At 64.7% G+C, this 25,488-nt stretch carries 26 protein-coding genes; 18 read left to right on the forward strand and 8 right to left on the reverse strand.

Features of this window, described 5'->3' with window-relative positions; all coding sequences use genetic code 11:
* Positions 1 to 93: 93 nt before the first annotated feature.
* Positions 94 to 690 (reverse strand): YfbR-like 5'-deoxynucleotidase, encoded by a 597-nt coding sequence (locus HNQ81_RS04550; protein WP_183348765.1) that lies wholly within the window; start codon positions 688 to 690, stop codon positions 94 to 96.
* A gap of 261 nt (positions 691 to 951) precedes the next feature.
* Between HNQ81_RS04550 and HNQ81_RS04555 the strand changes: the two genes are divergently transcribed.
* The 4 genes from HNQ81_RS04555 to HNQ81_RS04570 all read left to right on the forward strand — a co-directional run bounded on the left by HNQ81_RS04555 (position 952) and on the right by HNQ81_RS04570 (position 3,893).
* A complete protein-coding gene (locus tag HNQ81_RS04555) occupies positions 952 to 1,731 on the forward strand; it encodes an MBL fold metallo-hydrolase (protein WP_183348767.1) in 780 nt (259 codons plus the stop codon).
* On the forward strand, positions 1,728 to 2,099 hold the full coding sequence (locus HNQ81_RS04560; RefSeq protein WP_183348769.1) for a cupin domain-containing protein: 372 nt from the start codon (positions 1,728 to 1,730) through the stop codon (positions 2,097 to 2,099). The genes HNQ81_RS04555 and HNQ81_RS04560 overlap by 4 nt, the downstream gene beginning before the upstream one ends.
* Positions 2,100 to 2,254: 155 nt before the next feature.
* Positions 2,255 to 2,755 carry a thiol peroxidase gene (gene tpx, locus HNQ81_RS04565; protein ID WP_183348771.1) on the forward strand — a complete coding sequence of 167 codons (501 nt, stop codon included), beginning with the start codon at positions 2,255 to 2,257 and terminating at the stop codon, positions 2,753 to 2,755.
* A 130-nt stretch (positions 2,756 to 2,885) separates the two neighbouring features.
* Positions 2,886 to 3,893 carry an NAD-dependent epimerase/dehydratase family protein gene (locus HNQ81_RS04570; protein WP_183348773.1) on the forward strand — a complete coding sequence of 336 codons (1,008 nt, stop codon included), beginning with the start codon at positions 2,886 to 2,888 and terminating at the stop codon, positions 3,891 to 3,893.
* 3 nt (positions 3,894 to 3,896) lie between these two features.
* On the opposite strand, the gene HNQ81_RS04575 is transcribed toward HNQ81_RS04570, so the two are convergent.
* From HNQ81_RS04575 to galE, 3 genes are all read right to left on the reverse strand, one after another.
* The gene (locus tag HNQ81_RS04575; protein ID WP_183348775.1) at positions 3,897 to 5,096 is read right to left on the reverse strand and encodes a glycosyltransferase; all 1,200 of its coding nucleotides are present in this window, start codon (positions 5,094 to 5,096) and stop codon (positions 3,897 to 3,899) included.
* A gap of 15 nt (positions 5,097 to 5,111) precedes the next feature.
* On the reverse strand, positions 5,112 to 6,296 hold the full coding sequence (locus tag HNQ81_RS04580) for a polysaccharide pyruvyl transferase family protein (protein ID WP_183348777.1): 1,185 nt from the start codon (positions 6,294 to 6,296) through the stop codon (positions 5,112 to 5,114).
* Positions 6,297 to 6,472: 176 nt separating this feature from the next.
* Positions 6,473 to 7,495: a UDP-glucose 4-epimerase GalE gene (galE, locus tag HNQ81_RS04585; protein ID WP_183348779.1), complete on the reverse strand. Its 1,023-nt coding sequence runs from the start codon at positions 7,493 to 7,495 to the stop codon at positions 6,473 to 6,475.
* A gap of 165 nt (positions 7,496 to 7,660) precedes the next feature.
* Between galE and HNQ81_RS04590 the strand changes: the two genes are divergently transcribed.
* A complete protein-coding gene (locus HNQ81_RS04590; protein WP_183348781.1) occupies positions 7,661 to 8,581 on the forward strand; it encodes a hypothetical protein in 921 nt (306 codons plus the stop codon).
* Positions 8,582 to 8,609: 28 nt separating this feature from the next.
* Positions 8,610 to 10,286, forward strand: coding sequence for a glycerol-3-phosphate dehydrogenase/oxidase (locus tag HNQ81_RS04595; protein WP_183348783.1), 1,677 nt, complete (start codon positions 8,610 to 8,612; stop codon positions 10,284 to 10,286).
* Positions 10,287 to 10,345: 59 nt separating this feature from the next.
* On the opposite strand, the gene HNQ81_RS04600 is transcribed toward HNQ81_RS04595, so the two are convergent.
* Entirely contained in the window at positions 10,346 to 10,738 is a 393-nt protein-coding gene (locus tag HNQ81_RS04600) for a universal stress protein (protein WP_183348785.1), read from the reverse strand.
* Positions 10,739 to 11,002: 264 nt separating this feature from the next.
* Between HNQ81_RS04600 and eno the strand changes: the two genes are divergently transcribed.
* The 4 genes from eno (at position 11,003) to HNQ81_RS04620 (ending at position 13,925) form a co-directional block, all read left to right on the forward strand.
* A complete protein-coding gene (gene eno / locus HNQ81_RS04605) occupies positions 11,003 to 12,277 on the forward strand; it encodes a phosphopyruvate hydratase (RefSeq protein ID WP_183348787.1) in 1,275 nt (424 codons plus the stop codon).
* A 289-nt stretch (positions 12,278 to 12,566) separates the two neighbouring features.
* Positions 12,567 to 12,755: a hypothetical protein gene (locus tag HNQ81_RS04610; protein WP_183348789.1), complete on the forward strand. Its 189-nt coding sequence runs from the start codon at positions 12,567 to 12,569 to the stop codon at positions 12,753 to 12,755.
* Positions 12,756 to 12,817: 62 nt separating this feature from the next.
* The gene (locus HNQ81_RS04615; protein ID WP_183348791.1) at positions 12,818 to 13,018 is read left to right on the forward strand and encodes an ankyrin; all 201 of its coding nucleotides are present in this window, start codon (positions 12,818 to 12,820) and stop codon (positions 13,016 to 13,018) included.
* A 121-nt stretch (positions 13,019 to 13,139) separates the two neighbouring features.
* Entirely contained in the window at positions 13,140 to 13,925 is a 786-nt protein-coding gene (locus HNQ81_RS04620) for a DODA-type extradiol aromatic ring-opening family dioxygenase (protein ID WP_183348793.1), read from the forward strand.
* A gap of 63 nt (positions 13,926 to 13,988) precedes the next feature.
* Here HNQ81_RS04620 and HNQ81_RS04625 read toward each other — a convergent pair whose 3' ends face one another.
* Positions 13,989 to 15,296: a CDP-alcohol phosphatidyltransferase family protein gene (locus HNQ81_RS04625; RefSeq protein ID WP_183348795.1), complete on the reverse strand. Its 1,308-nt coding sequence runs from the start codon at positions 15,294 to 15,296 to the stop codon at positions 13,989 to 13,991.
* Between the two features lie 341 nt (positions 15,297 to 15,637).
* Here HNQ81_RS04625 and HNQ81_RS04630 point away from each other — a divergent pair, with 341 nt between their 5' ends.
* Genes HNQ81_RS04630 through HNQ81_RS04640 form a run of 3 tightly spaced genes read left to right on the forward strand, consistent with a single transcriptional unit; the run spans position 15,638 to position 17,788 of the window.
* A complete protein-coding gene (locus HNQ81_RS04630) occupies positions 15,638 to 16,225 on the forward strand; it encodes a LemA family protein (protein ID WP_183348797.1) in 588 nt (195 codons plus the stop codon).
* A gap of 14 nt (positions 16,226 to 16,239) precedes the next feature.
* Positions 16,240 to 17,136, forward strand: coding sequence for a TPM domain-containing protein (locus HNQ81_RS04635; RefSeq protein ID WP_183348799.1), 897 nt, complete (start codon positions 16,240 to 16,242; stop codon positions 17,134 to 17,136).
* Position 17,137: 1 nt separating this feature from the next.
* On the forward strand, positions 17,138 to 17,788 hold the full coding sequence (locus tag HNQ81_RS04640) for a TPM domain-containing protein (RefSeq protein WP_183348801.1): 651 nt from the start codon (positions 17,138 to 17,140) through the stop codon (positions 17,786 to 17,788).
* A 24-nt stretch (positions 17,789 to 17,812) separates the two neighbouring features.
* On the opposite strand, the gene HNQ81_RS04645 is transcribed toward HNQ81_RS04640, so the two are convergent.
* Both HNQ81_RS04645 and HNQ81_RS04650 read right to left on the reverse strand, forming a co-directional pair.
* Positions 17,813 to 18,145: a carboxymuconolactone decarboxylase family protein gene (locus tag HNQ81_RS04645; RefSeq protein ID WP_183348802.1), complete on the reverse strand. Its 333-nt coding sequence runs from the start codon at positions 18,143 to 18,145 to the stop codon at positions 17,813 to 17,815.
* 66 nt (positions 18,146 to 18,211) lie between these two features.
* Positions 18,212 to 20,635, reverse strand: a complete 2,424-nt coding sequence (locus HNQ81_RS04650; protein WP_183348804.1) for an ATP-binding protein — start codon at positions 20,633 to 20,635, stop codon at positions 18,212 to 18,214.
* Between the two features lie 254 nt (positions 20,636 to 20,889).
* On the opposite strand from HNQ81_RS04650, the gene HNQ81_RS04655 reads away from it, so the two are divergent.
* The 5 genes from HNQ81_RS04655 to nqrE are packed head-to-tail and all read left to right on the forward strand — an operon-like array spanning position 20,890 to position 25,487.
* Entirely contained in the window at positions 20,890 to 22,236 is a 1,347-nt protein-coding gene (locus tag HNQ81_RS04655) for a Na(+)-translocating NADH-quinone reductase subunit A (protein ID WP_183348806.1), read from the forward strand.
* A gap of 43 nt (positions 22,237 to 22,279) precedes the next feature.
* Complete coding sequence (locus HNQ81_RS04660) at positions 22,280 to 23,488, forward strand: NADH:ubiquinone reductase (Na(+)-transporting) subunit B (protein WP_183348808.1); 1,209 nt, start codon at positions 22,280 to 22,282, stop codon at positions 23,486 to 23,488.
* Positions 23,481 to 24,266, forward strand: coding sequence for a Na(+)-translocating NADH-quinone reductase subunit C (locus HNQ81_RS04665; RefSeq protein WP_183348810.1), 786 nt, complete (start codon positions 23,481 to 23,483; stop codon positions 24,264 to 24,266). The genes HNQ81_RS04660 and HNQ81_RS04665 overlap by 8 nt, the downstream gene beginning before the upstream one ends.
* Complete coding sequence (locus HNQ81_RS04670; RefSeq protein WP_183348812.1) at positions 24,259 to 24,882, forward strand: NADH:ubiquinone reductase (Na(+)-transporting) subunit D; 624 nt, start codon at positions 24,259 to 24,261, stop codon at positions 24,880 to 24,882. The genes HNQ81_RS04665 and HNQ81_RS04670 overlap by 8 nt, the downstream gene beginning before the upstream one ends.
* Positions 24,879 to 25,487 carry an NADH:ubiquinone reductase (Na(+)-transporting) subunit E gene (gene nqrE / locus HNQ81_RS04675; protein WP_183349056.1) on the forward strand — a complete coding sequence of 203 codons (609 nt, stop codon included), beginning with the start codon at positions 24,879 to 24,881 and terminating at the stop codon, positions 25,485 to 25,487. Before HNQ81_RS04670 ends, nqrE begins: the two co-directional genes overlap by 4 nt.
* The last annotated feature ends 1 nt before the right edge of the window (position 25,488 follow it).

A 25,488-nucleotide genomic window follows, 5' to 3' on the forward strand; every position in this document is an offset into this window, starting at 1 on the left:
AGTCCGGGCCGGTCGATACCTGACGCCGGTTGTTGTTCGACCACTTCCTGCAGTGTGGAACCCCTGGCGCCGATGGCCTCGACGCCGACAATCCTATGTCCGTTCGAAAGCGATCTGGGCGGCGGCCGTGTCCTGTCGCAGGGTCTCCAGCAGGGACACGGCCTTGTCCCAGGGATAGCCGGGATACAGGTCTTTCGCCTCGTCGATCTTGCCTCCGAAGATCTGGTGCAGCCCGCTGCAGACGGCGCGGGCATGGGGACCGATACCCTCGTGGTCGATGAACAGGATGGCATCGATCAGGTCCGCCAGCTTGATCGCCACCAGATGCTCCGGGTTGCGCCGGCGGATGTCCTCCCGCATGTCCTCGAGCCAGGGCGCGATCTGCCTCTCGATCTCGCGCACGGGGTTGTCGGCGCCGCTGATCGCCTCGATATGCCGTTTCAGCGGGCTCGGCAGATCGCCCATCAGCAGTTCCGGAGCGTCGTGCAGCGAGGCGTATTCCATGATCCGCAGCAGGGCGGCATCGTCGAGATCGGGCCCGAACAAGTCCCTCGCCAGATGATTGGCGATCCGGGTCACCATGAACAGGTGCTCGGCCAGGGTCTGGTCCCGGGAGGTACGGACGCTGTGCCAGCGGGTCACATGACCGGCGCGGGCGAGATCGGCGAGTTCGAGTTTCGGCAGGGTCATCGGCAGTTGCGGCACGGAGTTGCCGGAGCACGCCGGCGCGCACTCCGTCGTTCACGAACGATATCAGCCGGGCAAACCTTGTCCGGCTCTGATACCCCCCATCCTACCATCTTTTGCCGGGCCTGTCCAAGGACCTCTGCGCCCGGCGGCTTTCTGGTCGGCGCAGCGGAATTTCCTTTGCATCGACAGCCGGGCCAATTACATTTCGACAACCGGGCCGGATGACGGCCGGCAGGCATATTCAACCGATATCAACGGATCATGACGACGCTCTACCAGTTCAACCGCCGGATCGTGCTGACCGAGGTCGATTTCCCCGACTTCCTGGTCCGGGGCGCGGCGATTTTCGGCACGGAGGCGGTGGTCATCTGGGACACCCTGACCCACCCGGACGACCTGCAGCCCCTGCTGCCGCTGCTGAACGACCGTCGCCGCATCGTCGTCTACAGCCATGCCGACTGGGACCATGCCTGGGGGACGGCGGCGGTGGCCGGCGCCGGTCTCTCCGTTGTCGGCCACCGCCTCTGCCGCCGCCGCTTCGACGCCGACGTCCCCACCACCCTGGAGCAGCGCCGGATCGAGGAACCAGGGCGATGGGACGCCGTCCGCCTGCTGCCGCCGGATGAGGTGTTCGACGAACAGATGGTTCTCGATCTGGGCGGGCTGAGCCTGGAGCTGCGGGCGCTGCCCGGCCACACCCCGGATTCGATCGTCGGCCTGATCCCCGAGCACCGCCTGCTGCTGATGGGCGACACGGTCGAAACGCCCCTGCCCTGCATCCCGCCGGGCTGCCGGCTCAATCGGTGGCAAAGCGAACTCGAGCGGTGGCTGGCCGACCCGCGGGTGACGACCGTGGTCCCCGCCCACGGGCCCTGGGGCGGCAAGGAGATCATCCGCCGAACGCTCGACTATCTCGAAGACCTGGGGGCCGGTCGGCCGCCCATGAACCTCGGCGATCTCACCCCGTTCTACCATCAAACCCACGCCGACAACCTCCAACACTGCCATCCGGCCATCTCTGCCAACACGGACAACCAATGACCAGCATCTTCCCCGACTCGATCACCGCCCTGCCCCTGGCCGATATCCCGCTGGACGGCGCCACCGCCTTCCTCTCCCAGGCCGTCTCCCACCAGATCCTGTTCATGGAGTTCGCCGACGATGTCGATCTCCCCGAGCACGCCCACAGCGCCCAGACCGGCTTCGTCCTTCAAGGGCGTATCGATCTCGTCATCGACGGCCAGGAGTTCACCTTCTGCAAAGGCGACCGTTACCACATCCCGGCCGGGGTCCGCCATTCGGGCAGAGTTCATGCCGGTTACGCCGACATCACCTTTTACGATGAACCCAGCCGCTACGCCGTCGGCAAGGGCCCAGGCCCCGAAGCCCCCCGGCCGGCCAGGTACTGACGCCCCGCCGGCGAGCCGCGATCAGACGCCCCTCTTGACAGAAGGGCGCAGGATACGAATAGTTGTTGTGCATACCTGCTGTTCAAGAGTCGTACCCAGATGCGGTAGCGCGGGATGGATCGCGTTGCCCGAAACCTTCACTCAGGAGTACACTGATGGCGACAATCACACTGAAAGGCAATCCAATCGAGACTGCAGGCAATCTGCCGGCCATCGGCAGCCAGGCGCCGGCCTTCACCCTGACCCGGACCGATCTTTCCAATTGCAGCCAGGACGATTTTCCCGGCAAGACGGTCGTCCTCAACATCTTTCCCAGCATCGACACGTCCGTCTGCGCCGCCTCGGTGCGCCGCTTCAACGCCGAGGCCATCCTCCAGAAGGATACGGTCGTGCTGTGCATTTCCGCCGATCTGCCGTTTGCCCACAAACGGTTCTGCGAGGCGGACGGCCTGGATAACGTCATCCCACTGTCGGTCTTCCGCTCACCTACCTTCGGCAGCGATTACGGCGTCACCATAACCACCGGGCCGCTGGCGGGATTGCTGGCCAGAGCGGTCGTCATCATCAATAGCGACGGCAAGGTGGTCTACACCGAACTGGTGCCGGAAATCGGCCAGGAACCCGACTACCACAAGGCCATCAGCGTACTTTCATAGTACACCGCGACTCCCGATCGATCTCCACCCTGACTGCCACCGACAGTCAGGGTGGAGCGGTTGCCGACGCCAATCCCCAACGGCCATCGAATCCACCTCATTTATTACCACCCAGGACATCCATCCGGTCATGAAATATCCGCTGCCAGACAACTCCTCCGTGCTCATCACCGGCGCCACCGGTTTCACCGGCCGCTGGCTGGTCGACAAACTCCTCAATGAAAAGGTCAGGGTCAAGGTTATCGCCCGCCCCTCCCGCCGCGCCGAAGAGTTGAAAGCCCTTGGCTGCGAAGTCTTCGAAGGCCAGATCTACGACCCGGCGACGGTGGCGGCCGCCTGCCGCGATATCGACTATATCATCCATATCGCCGCCGCCTTTCGCGAGGCCGGAATCTCCGACGACATCTACGGCAAGGTCCATGTCGACGCCACCAAACTGCTGGCCCGGGCGGCGACGGCCATCCCGGGATTCAAGCGCTTCGTCCACGTGTCGACGATGGGGGTGCACGGCCACATCGAGAACCCGCCGGCCAACGAGGAATCGCCTTACGGCCCCGGCGATCTCTACCAGGAGACCAAACTCGAGGCGGAACTGTGGCTCAGGGATTTCGCAAAGAAAAGCGGGATGTCGCTCGCCGTCATCCGCCCCACCGGCATCTACGGCCCCGGCGACCGCCGCCTGCTGAAGGTCTTCAAGATGGCGCAGTGGCCGGTATTTCCGATCCTCGGCTACGGCAAGTGCCTCTACCACCTGACCCACGTCGAGGACCTGACCAACTCCTTCCTGCTGGCCGCGACCCACCCGGCGGCCGAGAACGAGGTCTTCCTCTGCGGCGACCCCGAGGCGATCTCGCTGGTCGACATGGTCGGAATCAGCGCCGAGGTCACCGGCCATATGCCGAAGATCCTGCGGCTGCCGGTCACCCCCTTCTTCTGGCTGGGGGACCTCTGCGAACTGGTGTGCAAGCCGCTGAAGATCGAGCCGCCGATCTACCGCCGCCGGGTGGCCTTCTACACCAAGGACCGCTCCTTCGACACCTCGAAGATCCGCACCCGACTCGGCTTCGAAAACGTCTATTCCAACCGCTCGGGGATCATCGAGACCGTGAAGTGGTACCAGGACAAGGGCTGGCTGTAGGGATCAGCCCGTGCAGTGGGCGTAGCAGTCGCGGAGCACGCCGCTGAAGATCCGGTGCTGCTCGTCGCCGCCGATCCGCCGGGCCGCAGTCGTCAGCACCTGCCGCTCCTCGTCGCCGATCTCGGCCAGGCCGCGGTAGAGGGTGCGGGCCAGGGACGCCGGGTCCGGATTCGCCAGCAGGCAATTGCCGGGATTGAGCACCTGGGTGTGGGAGGGGATGTCGGTCGCCACCAGCAGCCGGCCGGAGGCGAGATAGGTATAAATCTTGAGGGGGACGTTGTTGCCGGTGCTGCGGCTCGACACCAGGAGATCGGCCCCGTCCATGAAGATCGGCATCGCCTCGGCCGGATGGGCGCCGCAGAACACCACCTCCTCGGCAATCCCCAGATCCGCGACCTTCTGGCGGTAGGCGGCCACCGATCCGGCCTCGCCCTCGCCGCCGCCGACCAGCAGCAGGGCGAAGGGAAAGCGGCCGGCCACCAGGGCCTTCAGTTCCCTGACGCCCTCCAGCAGCAGATCGATACCCTGGTAGGGGTGGAAATTGCCGGTATAGAGGATGACCTTGCGTGGCACGGCAAAGAATTCCTGCGTAATCCGCTGCCGCAGGTCGCCGGTGTCGAGATCGTCGAAGACGAGCGGGCAGTCCGGCAGGGTGGCGGCATAGACACCCGGCGCCAGCTTCGTCCGCAGGATTTCGGTCATCTCCGGGCCGACGGTGATGATCGCCCGGGCCCGCTGCATCGCCCGTGACTCCATCTTCCTGAACAGCGCCAGCAACGGCGCAAACGGCAGGTAGTTGCCGTCCTCGATCTGCTGCGACATCCACGAGTGCATGTCGTAGATATAAGGGACATTGTACTTTTTCCCCAGCCAGGCGGCGATGAAGCCAGCCTCCTCCACCCCGTGAATGACGGCATAGCCGTTGCGCCGCACCATCCGGTGGGCGGCGCAGGCCAGGGGGATGTCGAAGATGACCTTCTGCGGCGACGGCCCGATCTTCACCGAGGTCAGCAGCGGCGGCCGCAGGGACCGGTGGATCTCGTATTTTTTCTTTTTCGGATCGACCCCCAGGGGATAGCAGAGCAGGTCGACCCGGTAGCCGAGTTCGGCCAGGGCGTTGACCGTGGCCAGGGCCCGGAAGGAGCTGCCGCGCGAGAGAAGGAAGGGTTGCGGCAGGATGTAGAGAATCTTGTGTGCGGTCATCGCCCCGGTCTTTCCTCAACGTCCGGCATCGAGTTCGGCGACGCAGTCGGCGGCGATCATCGCCTTCTGCTGCAGCTGCGGGATCCGCTCGGCCAGGATATCCCGCGTTGCCTGCCGCCTCTCCCAGTTGGCGAGGAGAAAACGGTGAATCCGCTCGCTGCTGAACTGCTGGAAATCGGTGCAGGAATCGGCGATCCCCAGCTGATCGAAGTAGTGCTGGACCTTCGGCTGGTAGGCCAGGCCGGCAATCGGCGTCCCTGACGACGAGGCCAGGATCATCGCATGCAGCCGCATCGCGAACAGCATCGACACCTTCGACAGCACCCCCTTGATCTGGTAGTGGTCATACTGGCGGTTGTCGATCGCCGCCACCGGCTGGCTGACCTGCAGGCGCTTGCGCAGTTCGGCGGTCAGTTCGATATCGCCGTGGTAGGTGCTGACGAGCAGCAGCGGCGCCGCCACCGTCCGGCACAGCTGGTTGATGGCGGTCGCGATCAGGTCGAGAAAGCCGCCGACATCGAGCTTCACCCCGCTCTGCTCCGACCAGGTGTTGAGGTACTTGTTGATGTTGATCGCCAGGATCTCCTGGTTGGGATTGAGGCCGATGGTACGGTAGATCGAGTCGATCTCCCCGTCGCTGATCCCGGGGGCGTTGAGGGCGGCGTCGGCGGTGACGAGGAAGCGGCTGTCCGGCACCCCGATCCGCCGCAGGACCTCGGCCGAGCCCTCCTCCCGCACGGTGATGAAATCGCAGCTGTCGCAGACCTTTTTCAGCATCTTCGCCCCGAGGTCGGTGGTGATCGGCCCGACCCCGCAGTTGTAGAGACCGACCCTTCGTCCCGCCTTCTTCGCCGCCGGCAGCAGAAAATAGAGCGACGACAGGAAGTTGAACATCGGGTTGAAGAGCGAACGATCGAAGAGCACGGCATCGAAGACCAGGGACAGGTCGCTGGTGGTGACGGCGCGGTAGGTCGGCCACCCCAGCAGCTTCAGCGAGCCGGTCCAGGGCATGACGTTGACCGCCTCGACCCGGTTGTGGCGGTAGGTCTGTTCGACAAAACGGGGAAAGAGGGTCGGGACCCGGTAGAGGAGCCGGCACTTCAGGCGCAGGTCGATGGCCTCCATTATGCCGGAGATCAAGGCGGCATCGCCGGCGTTGCGGCCGGCGGCGGAACCGAGCAGACAGACGGAATTGATCATGATGGTGTACCTCGTCGGCCGGAAACGGGCGAAGGAGACACTCCTTCGGCCTGTTTCCCGGTCAATTTATTAAAAATACGTCGATTCCAGCATTCCTTCGCTGTGCCGAAGGCATGCAAGTCTAAATCATTCGGCCGCAGATGACAATCTCTCAATGGCCGAAACGCCTTCCACCCTCACCCCTCCCGGCTGTGCCAGTTCCAGGCGTCGGCGACGATGGTCGCGATCGCCGACCGCTGCGGCACCCAGCCGAGGACCTCCCGGGCCCGGCCATTGGCCGAGACCAGGCGGGGCGGGTCGCCGGGACGCCGGGCCCCCCGCAGCACCGGAACTTCCCGCCCGGCAATTGCGGCCACCGTCTCGATCACCTCTTGGACCGAAGAGCCGCGGCCGGTGCCGAGGTTGCAGACGACACTGGCCCGTTCCCGACGCAGGTGGGTCAGGGCGCGGACATGGGCGTCGGCGAGATCGGTGACGTGGATGTAATCGCGGATCGCGGTGCCGTCCGGGGTCGGGTAGTCGCTGCCGAAGATCGTCAGCGGGCCGGCCTGCCCCAGCGCCGCCCTGATCGCCAGCGGCACCAGATGGGTCTCGGGGTCGTGGCGCTCGCCGATTGCCCCGTCCGGATCGGCGCCGGCGGCGTTGAAGTAGCGGAGGATGCCATGCCGGATGCCGTAGGCGGCCTGGTAATCCCTGAGGATCGTCTCGACCATCAGCTTGCCGCGACCGTAGGGATTGATCGGCTCCTGTCGCGTCTCCTCGCCGATCAGGTCGGCGTCGGGCATGCCGTAGGTGGCGCAGGTGCTGGAGAAGATGATGTCGCTGCAGCCGCCCCGGCGCATCGCCTCGAGCAGGCTGATGGTCCCGGCGACGTTGTTGCGGTAGTATTTGCCGGGATCCTGAACCGACTCGCCGACATAGGCGAAGGCGGCGAAATGGATGACGGCGGCAAACCGGTGTTCGGCAAACAGCGCATCGAGAAGGCGGCCGTCGGCGATGTCGCCCTGAACGAAGGGACCCCACTGCACGAACTCGCGATGGCCGTAAACCAGATTGTCGAGGCTGACCGGCACCAGCCCGTTGCTCGCCAGTTCCTTGCAGGTATGGCTCCCGATATACCCGGCGCCGCCGGTGACCAGTACGTTCTCCACCACGATCTTCTCCCCCTCCGGCGCCTGGTTCCTGGCGCTGACTGTCATCCGGACCGGGACGTCTTCCCCCGGCCCCCGTTGCCCTCTGGAAAAATGCGGCCATCCTAGCGCAGCGGCGGTCCGAGGGCAACAGGTTTTCGCGATTCCTGCCGCCCGCACTCCCCTGCCCGCCCCCAGGACCAGCCGGGAAAAGCCTTGACAGGAGCCATGCCATTGGCTATGAGATTCACCACCGCGTCCCACCCCGGCACAGGTTCCGGCAGGATCGACCACCGCAGCCCGGCCGATCCGACTTCACTCTATCCCGAACATCGCATGCCCCCGATTTCGCCCCCACTCGGCACCATCGTCGCCGTTGACAGCCATGTCCACTTCCATGACCTGAGCGACCCCGCCGCCCTGCTCGATTCAGCCCTTGCGGCCTTGCGCCGCAACCTCGGCGACAAGCCCCTGACCGCCGCCCTGCTGTTGACCGAGCCGGCCGCCCGACCGACCTTTGCGACCCTCAAGGAGTTCACGGCGAAACCGCTGCCGACTATGACAGCTGCCGCCTGGCGGCTCGAGGCGACCGAAGAGGCCATCTCGCTGCAGGCCCGCAACCGCAGCGGCGACACGATCCACCTCATCGCCGGTCAACAGATCGTCACCGCCGAGAACCTCGAGGTCCTGGCGCTCTGCGCCCTGCCCGAGATCGCCGACGGGATCGATCTCCAGGCGACGGTACGACGGGTGCGGCAGGTCGGCGGCCTGCCGCTGCTGCCCTGGGGCGTCGGCAAATGGCTGGGCCGGCGAGGCAGGGTCATCAGCGATTTTCTCGCCGGCAGTCAAGAAGGCCCGATCCTGGTCGGCGACAACGGCGGCCGCCCGGCGTTCTGGTCCTTCGTGCCGCAGTTCCGGCAGGCCACGGCCGGGGGGATCAGGATCCTCCGCGGTTCCGACCCGCTGCGCTGCAGTTTCAAGCGGCGGGGTCCCGGCAGTTTCGGCAGCCTCATCGACGGCCCCTTCGATCCGGCCCGGCCCGGCCACTCCCTGGCTCAAACCCTGCCGGCCGCCGCTACCCGGTTCCAACCCTTCGGCAGCCTCGAATCCCCCTGGCATTTCTGCCGGGACCAGATCGCCCTGCGGCTCAGCTGAGCCTTAACCACTTCATCCACCCCTGATCATGAAACGAGACCTCTCTCTCCTCCGCGACCACCAATTCGACGCCGTCGTCGTCGGCGGCGGCATCCATGGCGCCACCGTCTTCCGCCAGCTCGCCGCCGCCGGCCTCAAGATCGCCCTTATCGAAAGAAACGATTTCGGCAGCGGCACCTCGGCCAACAGCCTGAAGATACTGCATAGCGGCCTGCGCTACCTGCAGCACCTGAACTTCCACCGCATCCGCGAATCGATCCGTTCGCGCAAGCTCTTCATGGCGATGGCTCCGCACCTGATCAAGCCGATGCCCTGCATCATGCCGACCTACGGCCTCGGCCTTCAAGGCCGGCCGGTGATGGCGATCGCCCTCACCCTCTTCGATCTCGTCGGCTGCGACCGCAACCAGGGCGCCCCGCCGGCCAACCGGGCCGGGCGCGGCCGGATCCTGTCACGGCGGGAGTGCCTGGCGATCGGTCCGGGGATCAAGGCCGAGGGCTTGACCGGCGCCGCCCTGTGGTACGACGACATGATCGTCAACACCGAGCGGATGACCCTGGCCTTCATCAAGGCGGCGATGCGCCACGATGCCGTCTGCGCCAACTACCTCCAGGCCGACCGGATCATCATCGCCGACCGGGAGGTCAGGGGGGTGGAGGTCAGCGACCGGCTCGGCAACACCGCCTTCGCCATCAACGCTCCGCTCGTCATCAACGCCGCCGGGCCCTGGCTGGGCGAGATCCAGCGCCGGTCCCGGCAATTGCCGACGACCGAGGACCTGGCCAAGGCGGTCAACATCGTCGTCGACCGCGCCCTCTTCCCCGGCTACGGGGTGGGACTCGCCGGCTCCACCGACTATGTCGACCGCGACGCCGCCTTCAAACGCGGCAAACGGCTGTACTTCTTCGCTCCCTGGCAGAACCGGACGATCATCGGCACCACCTACAAGTACACCGCCGGGCAGGACACGGCGACAATCGTCACCGACGAGGACATCGTCGAAATCCTGAGGGAGGTCAACACCATCTACCCGATGGCCCGACTGACCATGGAAGATGTGATCTTCAGCCACGCCGGGCTGGTCCCCGCCTACCGGCCCACCGGCAGCGTGCGCCACAGCGCCGCCCCGCAGATGGTCAAGCACTCGAAGATCATCGACCATACGCGCCAGGATGGCATCAAGGGCCTGCTGACGATCGAGGGGGTGAAGTACACCACCGCTCCGGCCATTGCCAGGGAGGTCGAACAGCTGCTGGCGGCCGGCGGAAGCGCCGACGGAACCGCCGCTGTCGGCCCCCGGCCCCATGGTTTCGCCGACCGGAGACTGGTCGAAGCATATGGCCGGCGCTTTCGTCACATCGAACAGGTCTATGGTCCGGACTGTGTCGAGATCTTCCGGATCATCGCCGCTGATGAACGGTCGGCCTGTTACCTGCGGCTCGACCCGCCGCTGCTGGCGGCCGAGGTGATAAACGCCGTCCGCGAGGAAATGGCCGTCAAGCTGAGCGATGTCGTCCTGCGGCGGACCGACAGCGGCACCACCGGTTGTCCGGACCGTCACGATCTGCGGGCAATCGCCGGGGTCATGGCCGGCGAACTGGGATGGGATGAGCCACGGATCGAGCGGGAGATCGCCGAGGTGCTGGCCCATTACGCCGGCAACCTCGGTCTCAAGAGAAGGGAAGAAAACAGGGAGAGCCGCTGAACGGCTGCCGGCCCCCGCCTCCGGCGGGCAGGCCCGATTGGATCATCCGCCGGGAATGATCAGCGGATCGAGACCACCGGGCAGTCGGCCTTGAGGATGACATACTGGGCGGTCGAACCGAAGATCAGCTTGCCGACCTTCGACCGGCTCTTGACGGCGAGAATGATTTCGTCGCACCCGTTCTCTCGCGCGTACTGGACGAGATCCTCGCCGGGGGTGCTGCCGCGGATCAGCAGATGGGTCTCGTTCTTCACCCCCTGTTCGTCAAGGAACTGTCCGGCCTTGACGAGATTCTCCTCGGCCTCCCTGATCTTTTCTTCCTCCGTCATCCCCCCTCCGAACATCGAAGTGACGACATGGACCTCGTCGTCGCCGGTCCGGGCCCGCTTGGCCGCCTCTTTCAGCAGGTCCTTTCCGACATTCACTCCCCGATAGCCGACAAGAATTTTCATGTAGTGTTCCTCCCTCCCAGGTTGTTGATAAGCAGCAGGTAGATAGCGATACTACACGACAATACCTGCGCCGATGCCTGCCTGTCAAGGACAAGACACCGCTGCCCCTTCGCCGTTCCTCCCGGCGGATGGCAACGGAACAGGGGCGGCCCGGATGCAATGGTACTTGACCTGGGCTATGGCGGAGACATACAATGATTCAGACTTCTTCGGCAGGCCGCACGGCACTGCAGCCCCACCCGCTGCACCATGGAGGAAAAGCTCATGACAGGAAAGATCACGGCAGTCAAGGCGATGGAAATACTCGATTCCCGCGGCAACCCGACGGTGCGGGTCTTTGTCGCCCTGAACGACGGGACGACCGTGTCGGCCTCCGTACCTTCCGGGGCCAGCACCGGCGAGAATGAGGCCATCGAGCTGCGCGACGGCGACGCCGGACGTTATCTCGGCAAGGGGGTGCTGAAGGCGGTGGCCAACGTCAACGCGGTCATCGCCCCCCGGCTGATCGGGATGGCCGCCGGCGACCAGGCCACCATCGACGAACTGATGATCGACCTCGACGGCACCCCCAACAAGTCGACCCTCGGCGCCAACGCCATCCTCGGCGTGTCGATGGCGGTCGCCCGGGCCGCCGCGACCTCGCTCGGCCTGCCCCTTTACCGCTACCTCGGCGGCACCGCCTGCCGCCGCATCCCGGTGCCGGCGATGAACATCATCAACGGCGGGGCCCATGCCGACAACAGCGTCGACATCCAGGAATTCATGGCCGTGCCGTTCGGGGCGCCGTCGTTTGGCGAAGGCCTGCGCTCCATCGCCGAGACCTTCCACACCCTGAAGAAGATCCTCAAGTCCCGCGGCCTGGCGACCGGCGTCGGCGACGAGGGCGGTTACGCCCCCAATCTGGCGAGCAACGAAGAGGCGATCGAGACCATCATCGAGGCCATCGAACAGGCCGGCTACCGCCCCGGGGTCGATATCGGCATCTCGCTCGACAGCGCCGCCAGCTCGTTCTCCCCCGACCTCGGCACGACCTACGAACTGAGCCGTTCCGGCGGCGGGCGGCTGTCGTCATCCGACATGATCGCCCTCGGCGAACGCTGGGTGGACAAGTACCCGATCCTGACCTGGGAGGATCCGCTGGCCGAAAACGACTGGGAGGGCTTCCGCCGTTTCACCGAAAGACTCGGCCACCGCATCGACGTCGTCGGTGACGATATCTTTGTCACCAACACCCGCTATATCGAGCGCGGCATCCAGGAGAAGACCGCCAACTCGGTACTGATCAAGCTCAACCAGATCGGCACCGTCACCGAGAGTATCGATGCGGTGCGGATGTGCCGCGATGCCGGTTGGCGCTATTTCATCTCCCATCGTTCGGGCGAGACCGAGGATACCTTCCTCGCCGACTTCGCGGTGGCGATGGACGGCGGCCAGATCAAGACCGGTTCGGCCAGCCGCAGCGAGCGCATCGCCAAATACAACCGGCTGCTCGAGATCGAGCAGGAACTGGGCGCGACGGCGCTGTACTACTGGAAATAAGGGTCAGCGCCGTCGTCCCGCCTCTCTGAAGATCGCGGCGGCCATGGCCGTTGGATGCAGACCAACCGGGGAAAAGGCGGGGCGAGGGGCGTCGCCGGTCGATTTATCGGCTGCACCGAATCGCCGGGTGCAACGGTGAAATGAAGATCGGTCGCATTGACTTCCCCGGGCCGAAGCACAACCAGTAAACGTATATGACAGCGCATCGCCGAGGCCTGGGCGCGGGAACACCCGTTGAAACCGGAGCTAAGGCGAAGCAGGCGAGTATTCAGAGCCAAAAGGAGAGAATATGGCCCCACCAGAACAGCTCAAGGAAAAACCGGATCCCAAGCGGGTCGCCGTGCTGCGCTCCCTGCCGCTTGCAGTCAAGGAGAAGATCACCGGCGAGGAGGCGGCCGCCTTCATGTACAACCGGCCGCTGCCCGATTCGCTGCTGGAGAAGCTGAAAGATTACGTCGTTCTCGACCAGGAAGAATAACCACGACAGGCCGGATGACCCGGTCATCGTGCCCATCATTCTCTTACCAGAAGGAGTTCGCCATGTCAGAGACAAACAGACGGCCCTGCCCCACCTGTCAGGGAAAGAAGATCATCGAAGGAGTCTGCGAGGCCAGCTCGGAATGGAGGGGCACCAGCGAAGACGAAAAGAATGACACCCAGTGCACCCCGGACCAGGAATGCCCGACCTGCCACGGCAAGGGGTATGTGGAGGTCGACGGGAGCGGCCCGGGCAGAAAATGAGCTGCCACGGCAAAGGCAGCGAAGGCGCCGCGTCCACCCATCTTCAGCCCTCCATCGCCTCTCCCCGCGGCAGGTCCTGCGGCGGCGGGGAAAGGGCGAATCCGCCTCCGGGAGATACCGCATGATGAAGCAACCGGCGCTCTTCGTCTCACACGGCGCCCCCAATCTGATCCTGAAAGACGATGACAACTGCCGCTTCTTCCGGGACCTGGGGCAATCCCTGACCCGACCGGCGGCGATCGTCTGCATCTCCGCCCACTGGGACACCGACGAGCCGTTGACCAGTGGTGTCGACCTGCCGCCGACGATTCACGATTTCTCCGGCTTCGAGGCCGAACTGTACGCCACGCGCTATCCCTGCCCGGGGCAACCGGCGCTCGCCGCCAGGATCGCCGACAGTCTGGTGGCGGCGGGAATCCTCTGTTTCGTCTCGGAACATCGCGGCATCGACCACGGGGCCTGGGTGCCGCTGAAACTGATGTTCCCTGCGGCTGACGTTCCGGTCGTCCAGTTATCGATCCAGACCGACCGCGACACCCGCCATCACTACAACCTCGGCCGGGCCCTCGCCCCGCTGCGCCAGGAAAACATACTGATCATCGGCAGCGGCGGCGCCACCCACAACCTGCGGGAATTCGGGCGCTACCCGATCGATGCCCCGCCGGTCGCCTATGCCGCGGCCTTCGACGAGTGGCTGGCGGAACGCATCGAACGCAACGCGGTCAACGACCTGCTGGACTACCGGGACCTTGGCCCGGAGGCCCGACGCAACCATCCCAGCGAAGATCACATCCTGCCGCTCTTCGCCCCGTTAGGCGCCGCCGCTGGGAAAACCGGCGGCCGCAGGATCCAGCACCGGATAGAGTACGGCATCCTGTCGATGGCCGCCTTCGCCTGGGGACTCTAGCGCTCCCCCCTTCACAGCGGCCGGGGCGGTATTCCCCCGTTGATCCCGCAATGATGCCGCGACTCAGGAATGATCGTCCTGAGCGGGCCGGGAGGGCAGCATCTTCCTCCCCGCAATCAGATACCCGAAGACCGAGGTCAGGATCAGGTAGCCGAAAAGGTGGGCGCTTTTGGTCTTGAGGATGAAGGCGATGGTGATGATCATCAACGCGCTTACCAGGAAAAACAACGGCTTGGGTATCTGTTTGAGGATCACCCGGCCGAAATGGGCAAAGCGCACATGGCTGACCATCAACCCGACCGAGACAGCGGCGATGCCCCACAGAACGACCGGCGGGGCGACCAGGGCGGCGCCGAGAACGATCAGCGCCCCGGCCGGGCTGGGCAGACCGTTGAACACGCCCTCGGGCAGATCGGTCCGCTTCTTGTCGACGGTGACGAACCGCACCAGGCGGTAGGCGACGCCGACAAAGAACAGCGTCCCGAACAACCAGGCATAGTCGCCGCCGGATTTGAAGATGATATAGGCGGGAGAGAGGCCGAAACTGGTGAAGTCGGCGATATCGTCAAGGTACGGTCCGTATTTGGTGCCGCCGTGCTTGACCGCCATCCGGCCGTCGAAGAGGTCGAACAACTGGCCGAGGACAATGGCGAAGATCGCCCAGGCGAAACGCCGGTCGTAAGTCAGGATCAGGCTGGCGAGGCCGCAGAAGAAATTCAGCGTCGACAGGATATCGGCGTAGAGCCGGTTGGGAATGAATTTGAAAACGATCGACGCCGCCGACAGGGTGATGCAGGCAATCAGCACCTCGTTGCCGATATTGACGAAGCCGGGGTTGCTGTCGAGCAGGGCGCAGTAGATGACGAGGGCGAAACAGATGATGGCCTTGATCTTGCCGAAATTGTTGGCCGCCACCGAAAAACTGAGATAGGAGAGCAGCTTCCTGGCAAAAAACTGGCCGAAGAGTTCGACGGCAACCAGCAGCCAGATAAGTTCCGGGGCCATGATCCCGAGGTAGGCGAAGCCGATGAGCGGCGGCAGATAGGTCAGCTTGTCGCACATCGGATCGAGAGATTCCCCCCACTTGGTAACGAGGTTCATCCCCCGCGCCACGACTCCGTCGACCCCGTCGAGGATCGCGGCAAAGGTGAAGATGATGATCGCCGTCGCCTGGAAGGTCGTATGGAAATAAAGGACATAGCCCCCCAGGGCCATCGCCGTCCGCCAGTAGCAGATCGAATTCGGGTGCAGCAGCCAGAGATGGGAACGGATGTAGTCCTGCATCGGCTGCCTCTTGATCATCGAGGCAAACCAGTAATAGAAGCCGGTGCCGAGGGCGGCGGCGAAAACGATCACTCCAAGTCTTTCCATTTTTTCTCCCGAAAGTGGCGCTGCGCAGCGAGAACAGGTACAGTTGCTCAGGGGAGGGAATCCCCACACGGGTATTTAGCACTTTCATCCTCAAATGTCCATTCCCGTACATTGCCGTCCGGATATCATTTATTTGATATTTCATGTAAAAAATCATGGAACCGGAATCTGCCCGCAACCGGCGGGCAGCCGCTGCATCCAATCGCCCAGCAGGTTTTCCATCGGAACGATATGGACATGGATCGGCGGAAGGACTATCATGGAGCCAGGCAGCAACCACCGGCCCGCCCCTGCCGGCAGGACCGATACGCACCCGGATATCCATTTCCCAGGAGGGTTCCATGACACCTTTTGCCCGTCTCGCCACCATCATCTTCTCCCTCTTTCTTCTCAGCGGTTGCGGCTACAATGCCCTGCAGATGAAAGAGGAAACCGTCTTCAAGGCGTGGTCCGACATCGAGTCCACTCTGCAGCGCCGCGCCGACCTGATCCCGAATCTGGTCGAGGTCGTCAAGGGCTACGCCAAGCACGAGCAGGAGACCCTCGAGGCGGTCATCACGGCCCGGGCCAAGGCCACCTCGGTGCAACTGCCGCCGCAGGCCCTGAGTGATCCGGGGGCGATGCAGCAGTTCCAGGCCGCCCAGGGGGGGCTGACCTCGGCCCTGAGCCGGCTGATGGTCGTCGTCGAACAGTATCCCGACCTCAAGGCCAACCAGAATTTCCTCGACCTCCAGACCCAGCTCGAGGGCACCGAAAATCGGATCAACGTCGCCCGCCAGCGCTACAACCAGACCGTCGAGGATTTCAACGCGGCAATCCGCCGGTTTCCCGAGAGCCTGACCAACAAGATCCTGCTGCACCTGGATCGCAAGGAATACTTCAAGGCCGACGAAGGGGCCAAGGCCGCACCGCAGGTCAAGTTCAACTGACGGCCTCACCCATCATGACCGCATTTCGCCTCCCGCTCCCGGGAAAAATCCTCCTGACCGTGCTGCTGGTCTGCCTGCACCTGCCGGCAACACGAGCCCTCGCCCTCGAGATCCCGCCACTCAAGGGGCGGGTCAACGACTACGCGGCGATGCTGGCGCCGGCCACCGTCGATCAGCTCGAAAGATCCCTCACCGCCTTCGAGCAGGAACAATCGACCCAGATCGTCGTCCTGACCGTGGCCTCGCTCGAAGGCGACAGTCTCGAAGATTTCTCGCTGCGGGTCGCCGAGACCTGGAAGATCGGCCGGCAGGGCCTGGACAACGGCGCCCTGCTGCTGGTCGCCCGCGACGACCGCAAGATCCGGATCGAAGTCGGCTACGGCCTCGAGGGCCGACTGACCGACCTGACCGCCGGCCGGATCATCCGCGATGTCATCACGCCCCAATTCCGCAACGGCAGCTTCGACCAGGGGGTCATCAACGGGGTGTCCGTCATGATGGCGGCCGTCAAGGGCGAATTCTCGGCCGAACAGATCGCGGCCCAGCGCGGTGACGGCCAGGTCGACTTCGGCAGCCTCGTCGGGCCTTTTCTGATCGGACTGTTTTTCATCAGCCGGCTTGTCGGCAGGAACAAGATGGTGACCGCCTCCCTCGGCGGCATCGCCGCTCCCACCCTCGGCTTTCTCGCCTTCGGCGGCCGCTGGCTGACGCTCCTCGCCCTGGTCCCAATCGGTTTCGTCGCCGGTTTCCTGATTGCCGCGATCGCCGGTGCAACCACCTCGACCCGGTCGGGGCGGGGAACCTGGAGCGGCGGCGGTTTCGGTGGTGCCTCGGGCGGATTCGGCGGCGGCGGTGGCTTCAGTGGGGGCGGCGGCGGTTTCGGAGGCGGCGGCGCCTCGGGAGGATGGTAGAATGCAGACTCTGGCACAGCGGTTTCTGACGGCAGCGGAGCGGCAGCGGATCAGCGAGGCCACCCGCCAGGCCGAAGCACTGACCTCGGGCGAGATCGTGCCGATGGTGGTCTCGGCCAGTCATGACTACCCGCTGGCGGCAATCGTCGGGGCGGTGGTCTTCGCCCTGCCGCCGGCCCTGGCCCTCACCCCCTTCATTGCCGCCCCGCTCTGGCTCGGCCACCAGGACACCTGGATTTTTCTCGCCCTCTTCTGTCTCTTCGCCCTGCCTGCCCACGCGCTGATCAGACGCACACCGGCGCTGAAGCGATGGTTCCTGAACGCCGACCAGATCGACGAAGAGGTGCGGGAGGCAGCGGTGACCGCCTTCTTTAACGAGAGACTGTACCGGACCCGACAGGAAAACGGCATCCTGATCTTCATCTCGGTCCTCGAACACCGTGTCTGGGTCCTTGCCGACAACGGCATCAACAGCCGGATCAGGCCGGAACAGTGGCAGGAGATCGTCGACCACATCACCTCCGGCATCAAGGAGAAACGCCAGGGCGAGGCAATCGGCGAGGCGATCGCCAGGGTCGGCGAAATCCTCCGCGACCATTTCCCGATCACCGCCGACGACCCCAACGAGCTGCACGACCTGATTATCCGCTGATCGCCAGGCGGTGCAGATCCGGGATTATTTAACCTTGGTCGTTTTGTCGACAACCTGCTGGGCCCAGGACATCGCCGCCATGACCTGCGGGAAGCCGATCGTCGAGATCAGCAGCAGCAGGGTATGAGAGATCTCCTCCGGGGTCGCCCCCACCTGCAGGGCCCGTCGGGTATGGGAGCATACCGCCCCCTCCGAGTGGCCGGCCGCCGCCGCCGCAAGCTGGATCAGATGCGAGGTCTTCTCGTCGAGCGGACCGGCCGTGCGCAGGGTTGTGCCAAGGTTTTCGGCGGCAGTGAAGATCTCCGGATACTGCTTGTTCATCTTCTTGTAAAACGACGGTTTTCCCTTCTCGGACATATTCCCTCCTGGTAAGTAATTGCGATCACCATGATCGCTATCGTAGACCGTTGTCATCCCCGGTATTCATGAAGCCGCCGGCATCACCTGTTCCGGCACCATCTGCCACAGCAGTGCCAGGCGGATGTTGAAGAGGTCGCTGCGCCGCGGCTTGACGGCAAAGGTCTCGACGGTATAGTGCTCCGGGTTGAACGTATCGGCCAGGGCCAGGGCCTTCGCCTCGACCTCGACGCCAAGACCGTTCAGCTCCTGCTGCAATTGCTGGACCTCGACTTCGGCCCGCTGGACGTCGCCCTTCTCCCTCGCCACCCGCCCGGCACTGCGTATCCCGGTCGCCGCCTTCGACACCGTCGTCGCCGATACGGCCCTGCGCCCGAGGAAGGCCCCGAGCACCGCCGCCCCGAAGGAGATGACGGTGTCGGCGGTCTTGGCGACGACATCGGCCTTTTCCCGTTCGACCCGGTTCATGGCCGCGTCGAGCCTGTCCTCGAGCCGTTTCTGCCGCGCCGCATAGCTCTGGCGCAGTTTTTCGACTTCGGCGTCCTTGCGTTCCCGCAGGAGATCGGCGAGCCGGACCTTGAAATCACCCAGTTGCTCGCCCGGCCGCGACTCCAGTTTCAACGCCGCGACCCGGAACAGCTCCAGCCTGCTGTTGTGGTAGAGATGATCGGAGAAGGATCGGGCCAGGCCCCCCAGATCCTTGAGCCGGACCACGGTCTCCGGCAGGGGGTAGTAGCGGCTGTTGGTCGGCGCCTGGAGCGCGCACTGGTCGAGAGGGCAGGGACATTCCTCGGCCGAGGCCCAGTCCGGGGTCGAGAAATTCTCATGAAGGTACAGTCGCACCGTCTTTTCCTCGACGATATCGATGTTGCGCGAGCTGTTGTAGAATCGGATCGAGGCGGCGGCCGCCAGCCACGGTTCGAACGCCGGCTGCTCGGTCGCCAGGTTGTGAAGCAGGTAGAGCTGCTCGATCCCCTGCGCCACCAGCGGCGGATGATCGCTCAGGCCGGCGGATGCGCCCGCCGGAACCGGAGCCGCCACCACCGCATTCATCGGCGTTGCCCCCTCCTCGCCGCCGGCCGGCCGCCCCTGCGACAGCCGCTTGATGTCGGCCGCCGACAGCGGGCCGCGGAGGTAACTCAGGACCCAGCGCGTTTCAAAGAGGAGCGGAACGTCGAGGTGCGCCGAGGTCAGGACGAACTGCCGCCCCTTCATCGCCGACAGCATCCCCTTGACCTGCTGCCGGTCGAGTTTGCCCTCGCTCGCGCCGACAATGCCGTCGAGTACCCGCTCCTGGTCCTGGCTGGTCTGCAGCCGGCCGACAAACCAGGTGCCGATGTTGGCCAGCCCCTTGTAGTCGAGGTCGACCGGATTCTGGGTCGACAGCACCACCCCGAGACCGAAGGCCCGGGCCTGCTTCAGCAGCAGCAGCATCGGCCGTTTCGACGGCGGGTTGGCGGTCGGCGGGAAGTAGCCGAAGATCTCGTCCATGTAGAGCAGGGCCTTGAGCGACGAGGTCCCCGACTGCCGCCGCATCCAGCCGATAATCTGGTTCAGCAGAGTCGTGACGAAGAACATCCGCTCGCTGTCGCTGAGGTGGGAGATCGAAAAAATCGCCGTCCGCGGCCGGCCGTCGTCGCCGTAGAGGATCCTCTGGATGTCGAGCGGCACCCCCTGGAGCCAGGCGGCGAAGGTCGGGCTGGCGAGCAGCCCGTTGAGGCTCATCGCCAGGGTCATCCGCTGGCTCTGGGGATAGAAGGTGTCGAGGGGAAAGACCCCGACCTTGGTGAAGGGCGGATTGACGATGTTGCCGATCAGGCTCTCGAGGGTCAGGCTTTCTCCCTGGCGCCAGAAATGGATGAGGATCGAGCTGAGAAGGATATGCTCCCGGCTCTGCAGAGGATCGCCCTCGACCCCGATCAGGGCGAGCAGACTGGTGGTGGTCGAATTGACCAGGGCGTTGAAGGTGTCGGTGTCGCCCACGACCTCGGCGGCCGGGGCCTGGAAACTGCTGAGCACCGACACCGGCACACCGTTGCCGCTGCCCGGGGTGTAGATGGTCATCGTCGTCGCCGCCAGCATCGCGGCGATCCGCTCCCGGCCCTGACCCCAGCCCTGCAGCCCCTCCTGCCATTCCCTGGCGGTCTTGTCGGCATAGGCCTCGACCGTCATCTCCTTGCGCGCGGCGTCGGCGGGGTCGATCCAGGGCAGGAAATCCTCCGGCCGCAGTTCCGGAAAGGCCAGCAGGAGATTGCCCATATCCCCCTTGGGATCGATGATGATGGAGGGGATGTTGTCGAGAATCGCCTCCTCGATCAGACCGATGCCGAGACCGGTCTTGCCGCTGCCGGTCATACCGATGATCGCGGCATGAGTGGTGAAATCCTTGCTCTTGAACAGAAGGGGCGGTTGGGCGGGGGGCTGGCCGGCACCATCGAGCTGACGCCCGAGATAGAACAGGCCGAGTTTTTCGTAAAGTTGGGGATCCAAGGCGATTCTCCTTCATTTTCTGCCGGTCGGCAGGCATCCCGGATGCGGATACACCCCTCATTCAGGCGGCATCGGACGAGCCCGGGTCAGCATTACATTTGCCCTGAGCGGCATTCGTGAATATAATAGCAGCAATCTGATGTGAAAACTATGATATACGATTTGCCTCCCTATTCTCAAGCAGGCTTTCAGGAATACCTGCGCCCCTTCCGTTTTTTTCGGGGCCAGAAAAACCGACAGGGATACACCCGCATATGAACCATATCCGCATCAAAAAAGGATTGGACATCCCGATATCCGGGGGACCGGTGCAGAACGTCAGGCCGGGGCGGGATGTCGGCCGCGTCGCCCTGCTCGGTAACGACAGTTTCGGCATCCGCCCGTCGTTGGCCGTCGGCGAGGGCGACCGGGTCAAGGTCGGCCAGGCGCTGTTCACCGACAAGAACAACCCCGAGGTCGTCTACACCTCACCCGGCTGCGGCACCGTCGTCGAGATCAACCGCGGGGCCAAGCGGCGCTTCCAGTCGCTGGTGATCGCCGTTGACGGCGACGACGACATCGCCTTCCTCGACCACCCCGGGGACGACCCGCAGACCCTGACGGCGGCGGCGGTGCAGGCGACGCTGATCGCCTCCGGCCTGTGGACCAGCCTGCGCACCCGGCCCTTCGGCCGGATCCCGGCCGTTGCCGCGCCCCCGGCCTCGTTGTTCGTCACCGCCATCGACACCGAGCCGCTGGCGGCCGACCCGCTGGTGATCATCGCCCTCGCCGCCGCTGACTTCCGCCGCGGCCTGCAGATCCTGCGCCGCCTGGCCGCCTGCCCGATCCACCTCTGCAGCGCGCAGCCAATCGACGGGATCGACGATATCGACGACCTCCACTCGTGGCTCTTTTCCGGCCCCCACCCCGCCGGTCTGGCCTCCACCCACATCCATTTCATCGATCCGGTCCACGAGCACAAGACCGTCTGGCAGATCGGCTACCAGGACGTCATCGCCATCGGCCACCTGTTCCGGACCGGCCGCCTGCAGACCGAGCGGATCATCGCCCTCGCCGGCCCGGCGATCAGCAAGCCCGGCCTCGTCACCACCCGGATCGGCGCCTCGATCACCGAACTGTGCCGGGACGAGACCGGCGACGCCCCCTGCCGCCTGATCTCCGGCTCGGTCCTGAGCGGACGGGCGATGGCCGCCCCCGTCGATTTTCTCGGCCGCTACCACAACCAGGTCTCGGCGGTACGGGAGGACAGCGGCCGCAGTCTGTTCAACTGGCTGATGCCGGGCCGCGACCGTTTCTCGCTCAAACCGGTCTTCCTCTCCGCCTTGCTGGGCCGAAAACCGCTGCCGATGATCACCGCCACCTGGGGCGGCCGGCGGGCGATCTTTCCGATCGGCAGCTATGAACAGGTCATGCCGCTCGATATCATCGCCACCTCGCTGCTCAGAAGCATCGCCGTCCAGGACAGTGAAAAGGCCCAGGAACTCGGCTGTCTCGAGCTGATCGAGGAGGATCTGGCCCTCTGCAGTTTCGTCTGTCCCGGCAAGAACGATTTCGGACCGATGCTGCGGCAATTGCTGACAACCATCGAAAGCGGGGGCTGATTCCCCGGCAATAAAGGAACCACCACCCGCTGGACGACAATCTATGCAAAAACTCAGCACACTCATGGAGAAGCTCGGTCGCCATTTTCAACAGGGCGGCCGATACGAACGCTGGTATTCGCTCTACGAGGCCGTCGACAGCTTCCTCTTCGGCAGCAACACCCGGACGGTCGGGGCGCCGCATGTCCGCGACGGCCTCGACCTCAAACGGATCATGAGCACGGTCCTGGTCGCCCTCATCCCCTGCGTCGTGATGGCCCTGTGGAATACCGGCCATCTCGCCAATACCGCCCTCGCCACCCTCGGCCTGGCCACCCCCGAGGGCTGGCGCGGCTCGGTCATGGCCCTGATCGGCTGCGATCCCGCCAGCCACCTCTCGAACCTGGTCCACGGCGCCCTGTACTTCCTGCCGATCTACCTCGTCACGATGGTCGTCGGCAGCTTCTGGGAGGCGATCTTCACCCTGGTCCGCGGCCATGAGTTTTCCGAGGCCTTTCTCGTCACCGGCCTGCTCTTCGCCCTGACCCTGCCGCCGACGATCCCCATGTGGCAGGTGGCGCTCGGCATCAGTTTCGGCGTGATCTTCGCCAAGGAGGTGTTCGGCGGGGTCGGCCGCAACTTCATGAACCCGGCCCTGGCCTCCCGGGCCTTTCTCTTTTTCGCCTACCCGGCCCAGATCACCGGCGATCAGGTGTGGTCCGCCGTGGACGGCGTCAGCGGCGCCACCCCGCTGGGCCAGCTGGCCGCCGCCCAGCCGGGGCAGATCATGCAGTCGCTCGACTGGAGCTGGTCCCAGGCCTTTATCGGCACGATCCCCGGGTCGATGGGCGAGACCTCGACCCTGGCCTGCCTGCTCGGCGCCGCGGTCCTGCTGGCCACCGGCATCGCCTCCTGGCGGGTGATGCTGGCGATGACCCTGGGGGCCCTGGCCTGCGCTCTCTGGTTCTGGCTGACCGCCGACGGCATCAACCCGCTGCGGGAGATCCCGCCACACTGGCATCTCGTCCTCGGCGGCTTCGCCTTCGGTCTCGTCTTCATGGCCACCGACCCGGTGTCCTCGGCCCATACCGCGACCGGCCAATGGCTCTACGGTCTGCTGATCGGCATCCTGGCGATCATGATCCGGGTGGCCAATCCGGCCTTCCCGGAAGGGGTGATGCTGGCGATTCTGCTGGGCAATGTTTTCGCTCCTCTCCTTGATTTTTTCGTGATCGAGGCCAATGTCAAAAGGAGGAGACTGCGCCATGGCTGATCAATCCCCGCTCAAGCCCTTCTACTCGGTGCTGATCCTGGCCTTCGTCTGTTCGGCCCTGGTCGCCGGGGCGGTGGTCGGTCTGCAGCCGCTGCAGGAGGCCAACCGCCAGCTCGACCGCAAAAAGAACATCCTCGCGGCCGCCGGCCTGTACCGGGAGGACCAGCCGATCGATCGCCTCTTCGCCGGCGTCGAGACCCGCATCGTCGACCTGGCAACCGGCCGCTACGTCCCCGACGACCAGCTCGACCCCGAGGCCTACAACCAGCTCAAGGCCGCGCTCAGCACCGATCTGGGCCGCAGCCTCGATGCCGCCGAAGATCCGGCCCGCCTCCGCCGCCTGGAAAAATATTCCCTCGTCTACCTGGTGAAGCAGGGCGAAACGGTGGAGCAGTACATCCTGCCGGTCCGCGGCAAGGGCCTGTGGTCGACGATGTTCGCCTACGTCGCGGTCGATGCCGATCTCAACCGCATCCGGGGGGTGGCCTTTTACGACCACGGCGAGACCCCGGGGCTCGGCGGCGAGATTGAAAACAGCCGCTGGCAGCAGCTGTGGCAGGGCAAGCGGATCTATGCCGATTCGGGCGAGATCGCAATCAGGGTCGTCAAAGGCAAGGCTGCCACCGACGGGGCCCAGGCCGCCTACGAGATCGACGGCCTGTCCGGGGCCAGCCTGACGACCCAGGGGGTCGACCGCCTGCTCCACTTCTGGTTCGGCGACGACGGTTTCAAACCATTTTTCCGGCAATTGCGGCAGGAGGAGACATCCAATGGCTGAGAGCAACAGGGAACTGCTGACCAGGTCGATCTTGCGGCGCAACCCGATCGCCCTGCTCGTCCTCGGCATCTGTTCGGCACTGGCGGTCACCGGCCAGATGGCGACCGCCGTCGTGATGGCGATCTGCGTCACCCTGGTGACCGCCTTCTCCAGTCTGATCATCAGCATCGTCCGCTTCCAGATCCCGAGCACGGTGCGGATCGGCATCCAGATTACGGTCATCGCCACGCTGGTGATCCTGGTCGACCAGATCCTCAAGGCCTTCTATTTCGACCTGGCCAAACAGCTGTCGATCTACGTCGGCCTGATCATCACCAACTGTATCGTCATGGGAAGGGCCGAGGGTTTCGCGATGAGCAACCCGCCTCTGGCCAGCTTCGTCGACGGCATCGGCAACGGCCTCGGCTACGGCTTCATCCTGGTCGTCGTCTCGTTCATCCGCGAACTGTTCGGTTCCGGCAGCGTCTTCGGCGTCGAGATCCTGCCGCTGACGACGAGCGGCGGCTGGTACGTCCGCAACGGCCTGCTGATCCTGCCGGCAAGCGCCTTTTTCCTCATCGCATTGATCATCTGGGTCCTGCGGACAATCGACCCGAGCCAACAGGAGAAAGACTGATGCATTACCTCGACATCATCTTCCGCTCGATCTTTCTCGAGAACCTGCCGCTCAGCTTCTTTCTCGGGATGTGCACCTTCCTCGCCATCTCCAGAAAGGTCAAGACCGCCTTCGGCCTCGGCACGGCGGTGCTGGCGATCCTCGCCATCGCCACCCCGATCAACAACCTGATCCTCAACCACCTGCTGAAGCCGGGGGCCATGGCCTGGGCCGGCCAGCCCGATCTCGACCTGACCTTCCTCGGCCTGCTGACCTATATCGCCATCATCGCCGCCATCGTCCAGGTCATGGAGATGGCGATCGACCGCTACCTGCCGGCGCTGTACAACAGCCTGGGGATCTACCTGCCGCTCTTGACCGTCAACTGCGCCATCCTCGGCGGGGTGCTGTTCATGGTCGAACGCGATTACAGCCTCGGCGAGAGCGCCGCCTACGGCATCGGCGCCGGGGCCGGTTTCTTCCTCGCCGTGGTGGCCCTGGCCGGGATCCGGGAAAAACTGGAGTACGCCAACCCGCCCCCCGGCCTGCGCGGCCTCGGCCAGACCTTTATCGTTGCCGGCCTGATGGCCATGGCCTTCATGGGCCTGGCCGGCATGGAACTGTAAC

Origin of the sequence: Desulfoprunum benzoelyticum, assembly GCF_014201505.1 — a bacterium.
In the GTDB taxonomy this organism is placed as follows: domain Bacteria; phylum Desulfobacterota; class Desulfobulbia; order Desulfobulbales; family Desulfocapsaceae; genus Desulfoprunum; species Desulfoprunum benzoelyticum.

Coding starts and splice junctions, on each gene's coding strand:
- HNQ81_RS04550 (WP_183348765.1), bottom strand. CDS start 690: ATGACCCTGCCGAAACTCGAACTCGCCGATCTCGCCCGCGCCGGTCAT.
- HNQ81_RS04555 (WP_183348767.1), top strand. CDS start 952: ATGACGACGCTCTACCAGTTCAACCGCCGGATCGTGCTGACCGAGGTC.
- HNQ81_RS04560 (WP_183348769.1), top strand. CDS start 1,728: ATGACCAGCATCTTCCCCGACTCGATCACCGCCCTGCCCCTGGCCGAT.
- tpx (WP_183348771.1), top strand. CDS start 2,255: ATGGCGACAATCACACTGAAAGGCAATCCAATCGAGACTGCAGGCAAT.
- HNQ81_RS04570 (WP_183348773.1), top strand. CDS start 2,886: ATGAAATATCCGCTGCCAGACAACTCCTCCGTGCTCATCACCGGCGCC.
- HNQ81_RS04575 (WP_183348775.1), bottom strand. CDS start 5,096: ATGACCGCACACAAGATTCTCTACATCCTGCCGCAACCCTTCCTTCTC.
- HNQ81_RS04580 (WP_183348777.1), bottom strand. CDS start 6,296: ATGATCAATTCCGTCTGTCTGCTCGGTTCCGCCGCCGGCCGCAACGCC.
- galE (WP_183348779.1), bottom strand. CDS start 7,495: ATGACAGTCAGCGCCAGGAACCAGGCGCCGGAGGGGGAGAAGATCGTG.
- HNQ81_RS04595 (WP_183348783.1), top strand. CDS start 8,610: ATGAAACGAGACCTCTCTCTCCTCCGCGACCACCAATTCGACGCCGTC.
- HNQ81_RS04600 (WP_183348785.1), bottom strand. CDS start 10,738: ATGAAAATTCTTGTCGGCTATCGGGGAGTGAATGTCGGAAAGGACCTG.
- eno (WP_183348787.1), top strand. CDS start 11,003: ATGACAGGAAAGATCACGGCAGTCAAGGCGATGGAAATACTCGATTCC.
- HNQ81_RS04610 (WP_183348789.1), top strand. CDS start 12,567: ATGGCCCCACCAGAACAGCTCAAGGAAAAACCGGATCCCAAGCGGGTC.
- HNQ81_RS04615 (WP_183348791.1), top strand. CDS start 12,818: ATGTCAGAGACAAACAGACGGCCCTGCCCCACCTGTCAGGGAAAGAAG.
- HNQ81_RS04620 (WP_183348793.1), top strand. CDS start 13,140: ATGATGAAGCAACCGGCGCTCTTCGTCTCACACGGCGCCCCCAATCTG.
- HNQ81_RS04625 (WP_183348795.1), bottom strand. CDS start 15,296: ATGGAAAGACTTGGAGTGATCGTTTTCGCCGCCGCCCTCGGCACCGGC.
- HNQ81_RS04630 (WP_183348797.1), top strand. CDS start 15,638: ATGACACCTTTTGCCCGTCTCGCCACCATCATCTTCTCCCTCTTTCTT.
- HNQ81_RS04635 (WP_183348799.1), top strand. CDS start 16,240: ATGACCGCATTTCGCCTCCCGCTCCCGGGAAAAATCCTCCTGACCGTG.
- HNQ81_RS04640 (WP_183348801.1), top strand. CDS start 17,138: ATGCAGACTCTGGCACAGCGGTTTCTGACGGCAGCGGAGCGGCAGCGG.
- HNQ81_RS04645 (WP_183348802.1), bottom strand. CDS start 18,145: ATGTCCGAGAAGGGAAAACCGTCGTTTTACAAGAAGATGAACAAGCAG.
- HNQ81_RS04655 (WP_183348806.1), top strand. CDS start 20,890: ATGAACCATATCCGCATCAAAAAAGGATTGGACATCCCGATATCCGGG.
- HNQ81_RS04660 (WP_183348808.1), top strand. CDS start 22,280: ATGCAAAAACTCAGCACACTCATGGAGAAGCTCGGTCGCCATTTTCAA.
- HNQ81_RS04665 (WP_183348810.1), top strand. CDS start 23,481: ATGGCTGATCAATCCCCGCTCAAGCCCTTCTACTCGGTGCTGATCCTG.
- HNQ81_RS04670 (WP_183348812.1), top strand. CDS start 24,259: ATGGCTGAGAGCAACAGGGAACTGCTGACCAGGTCGATCTTGCGGCGC.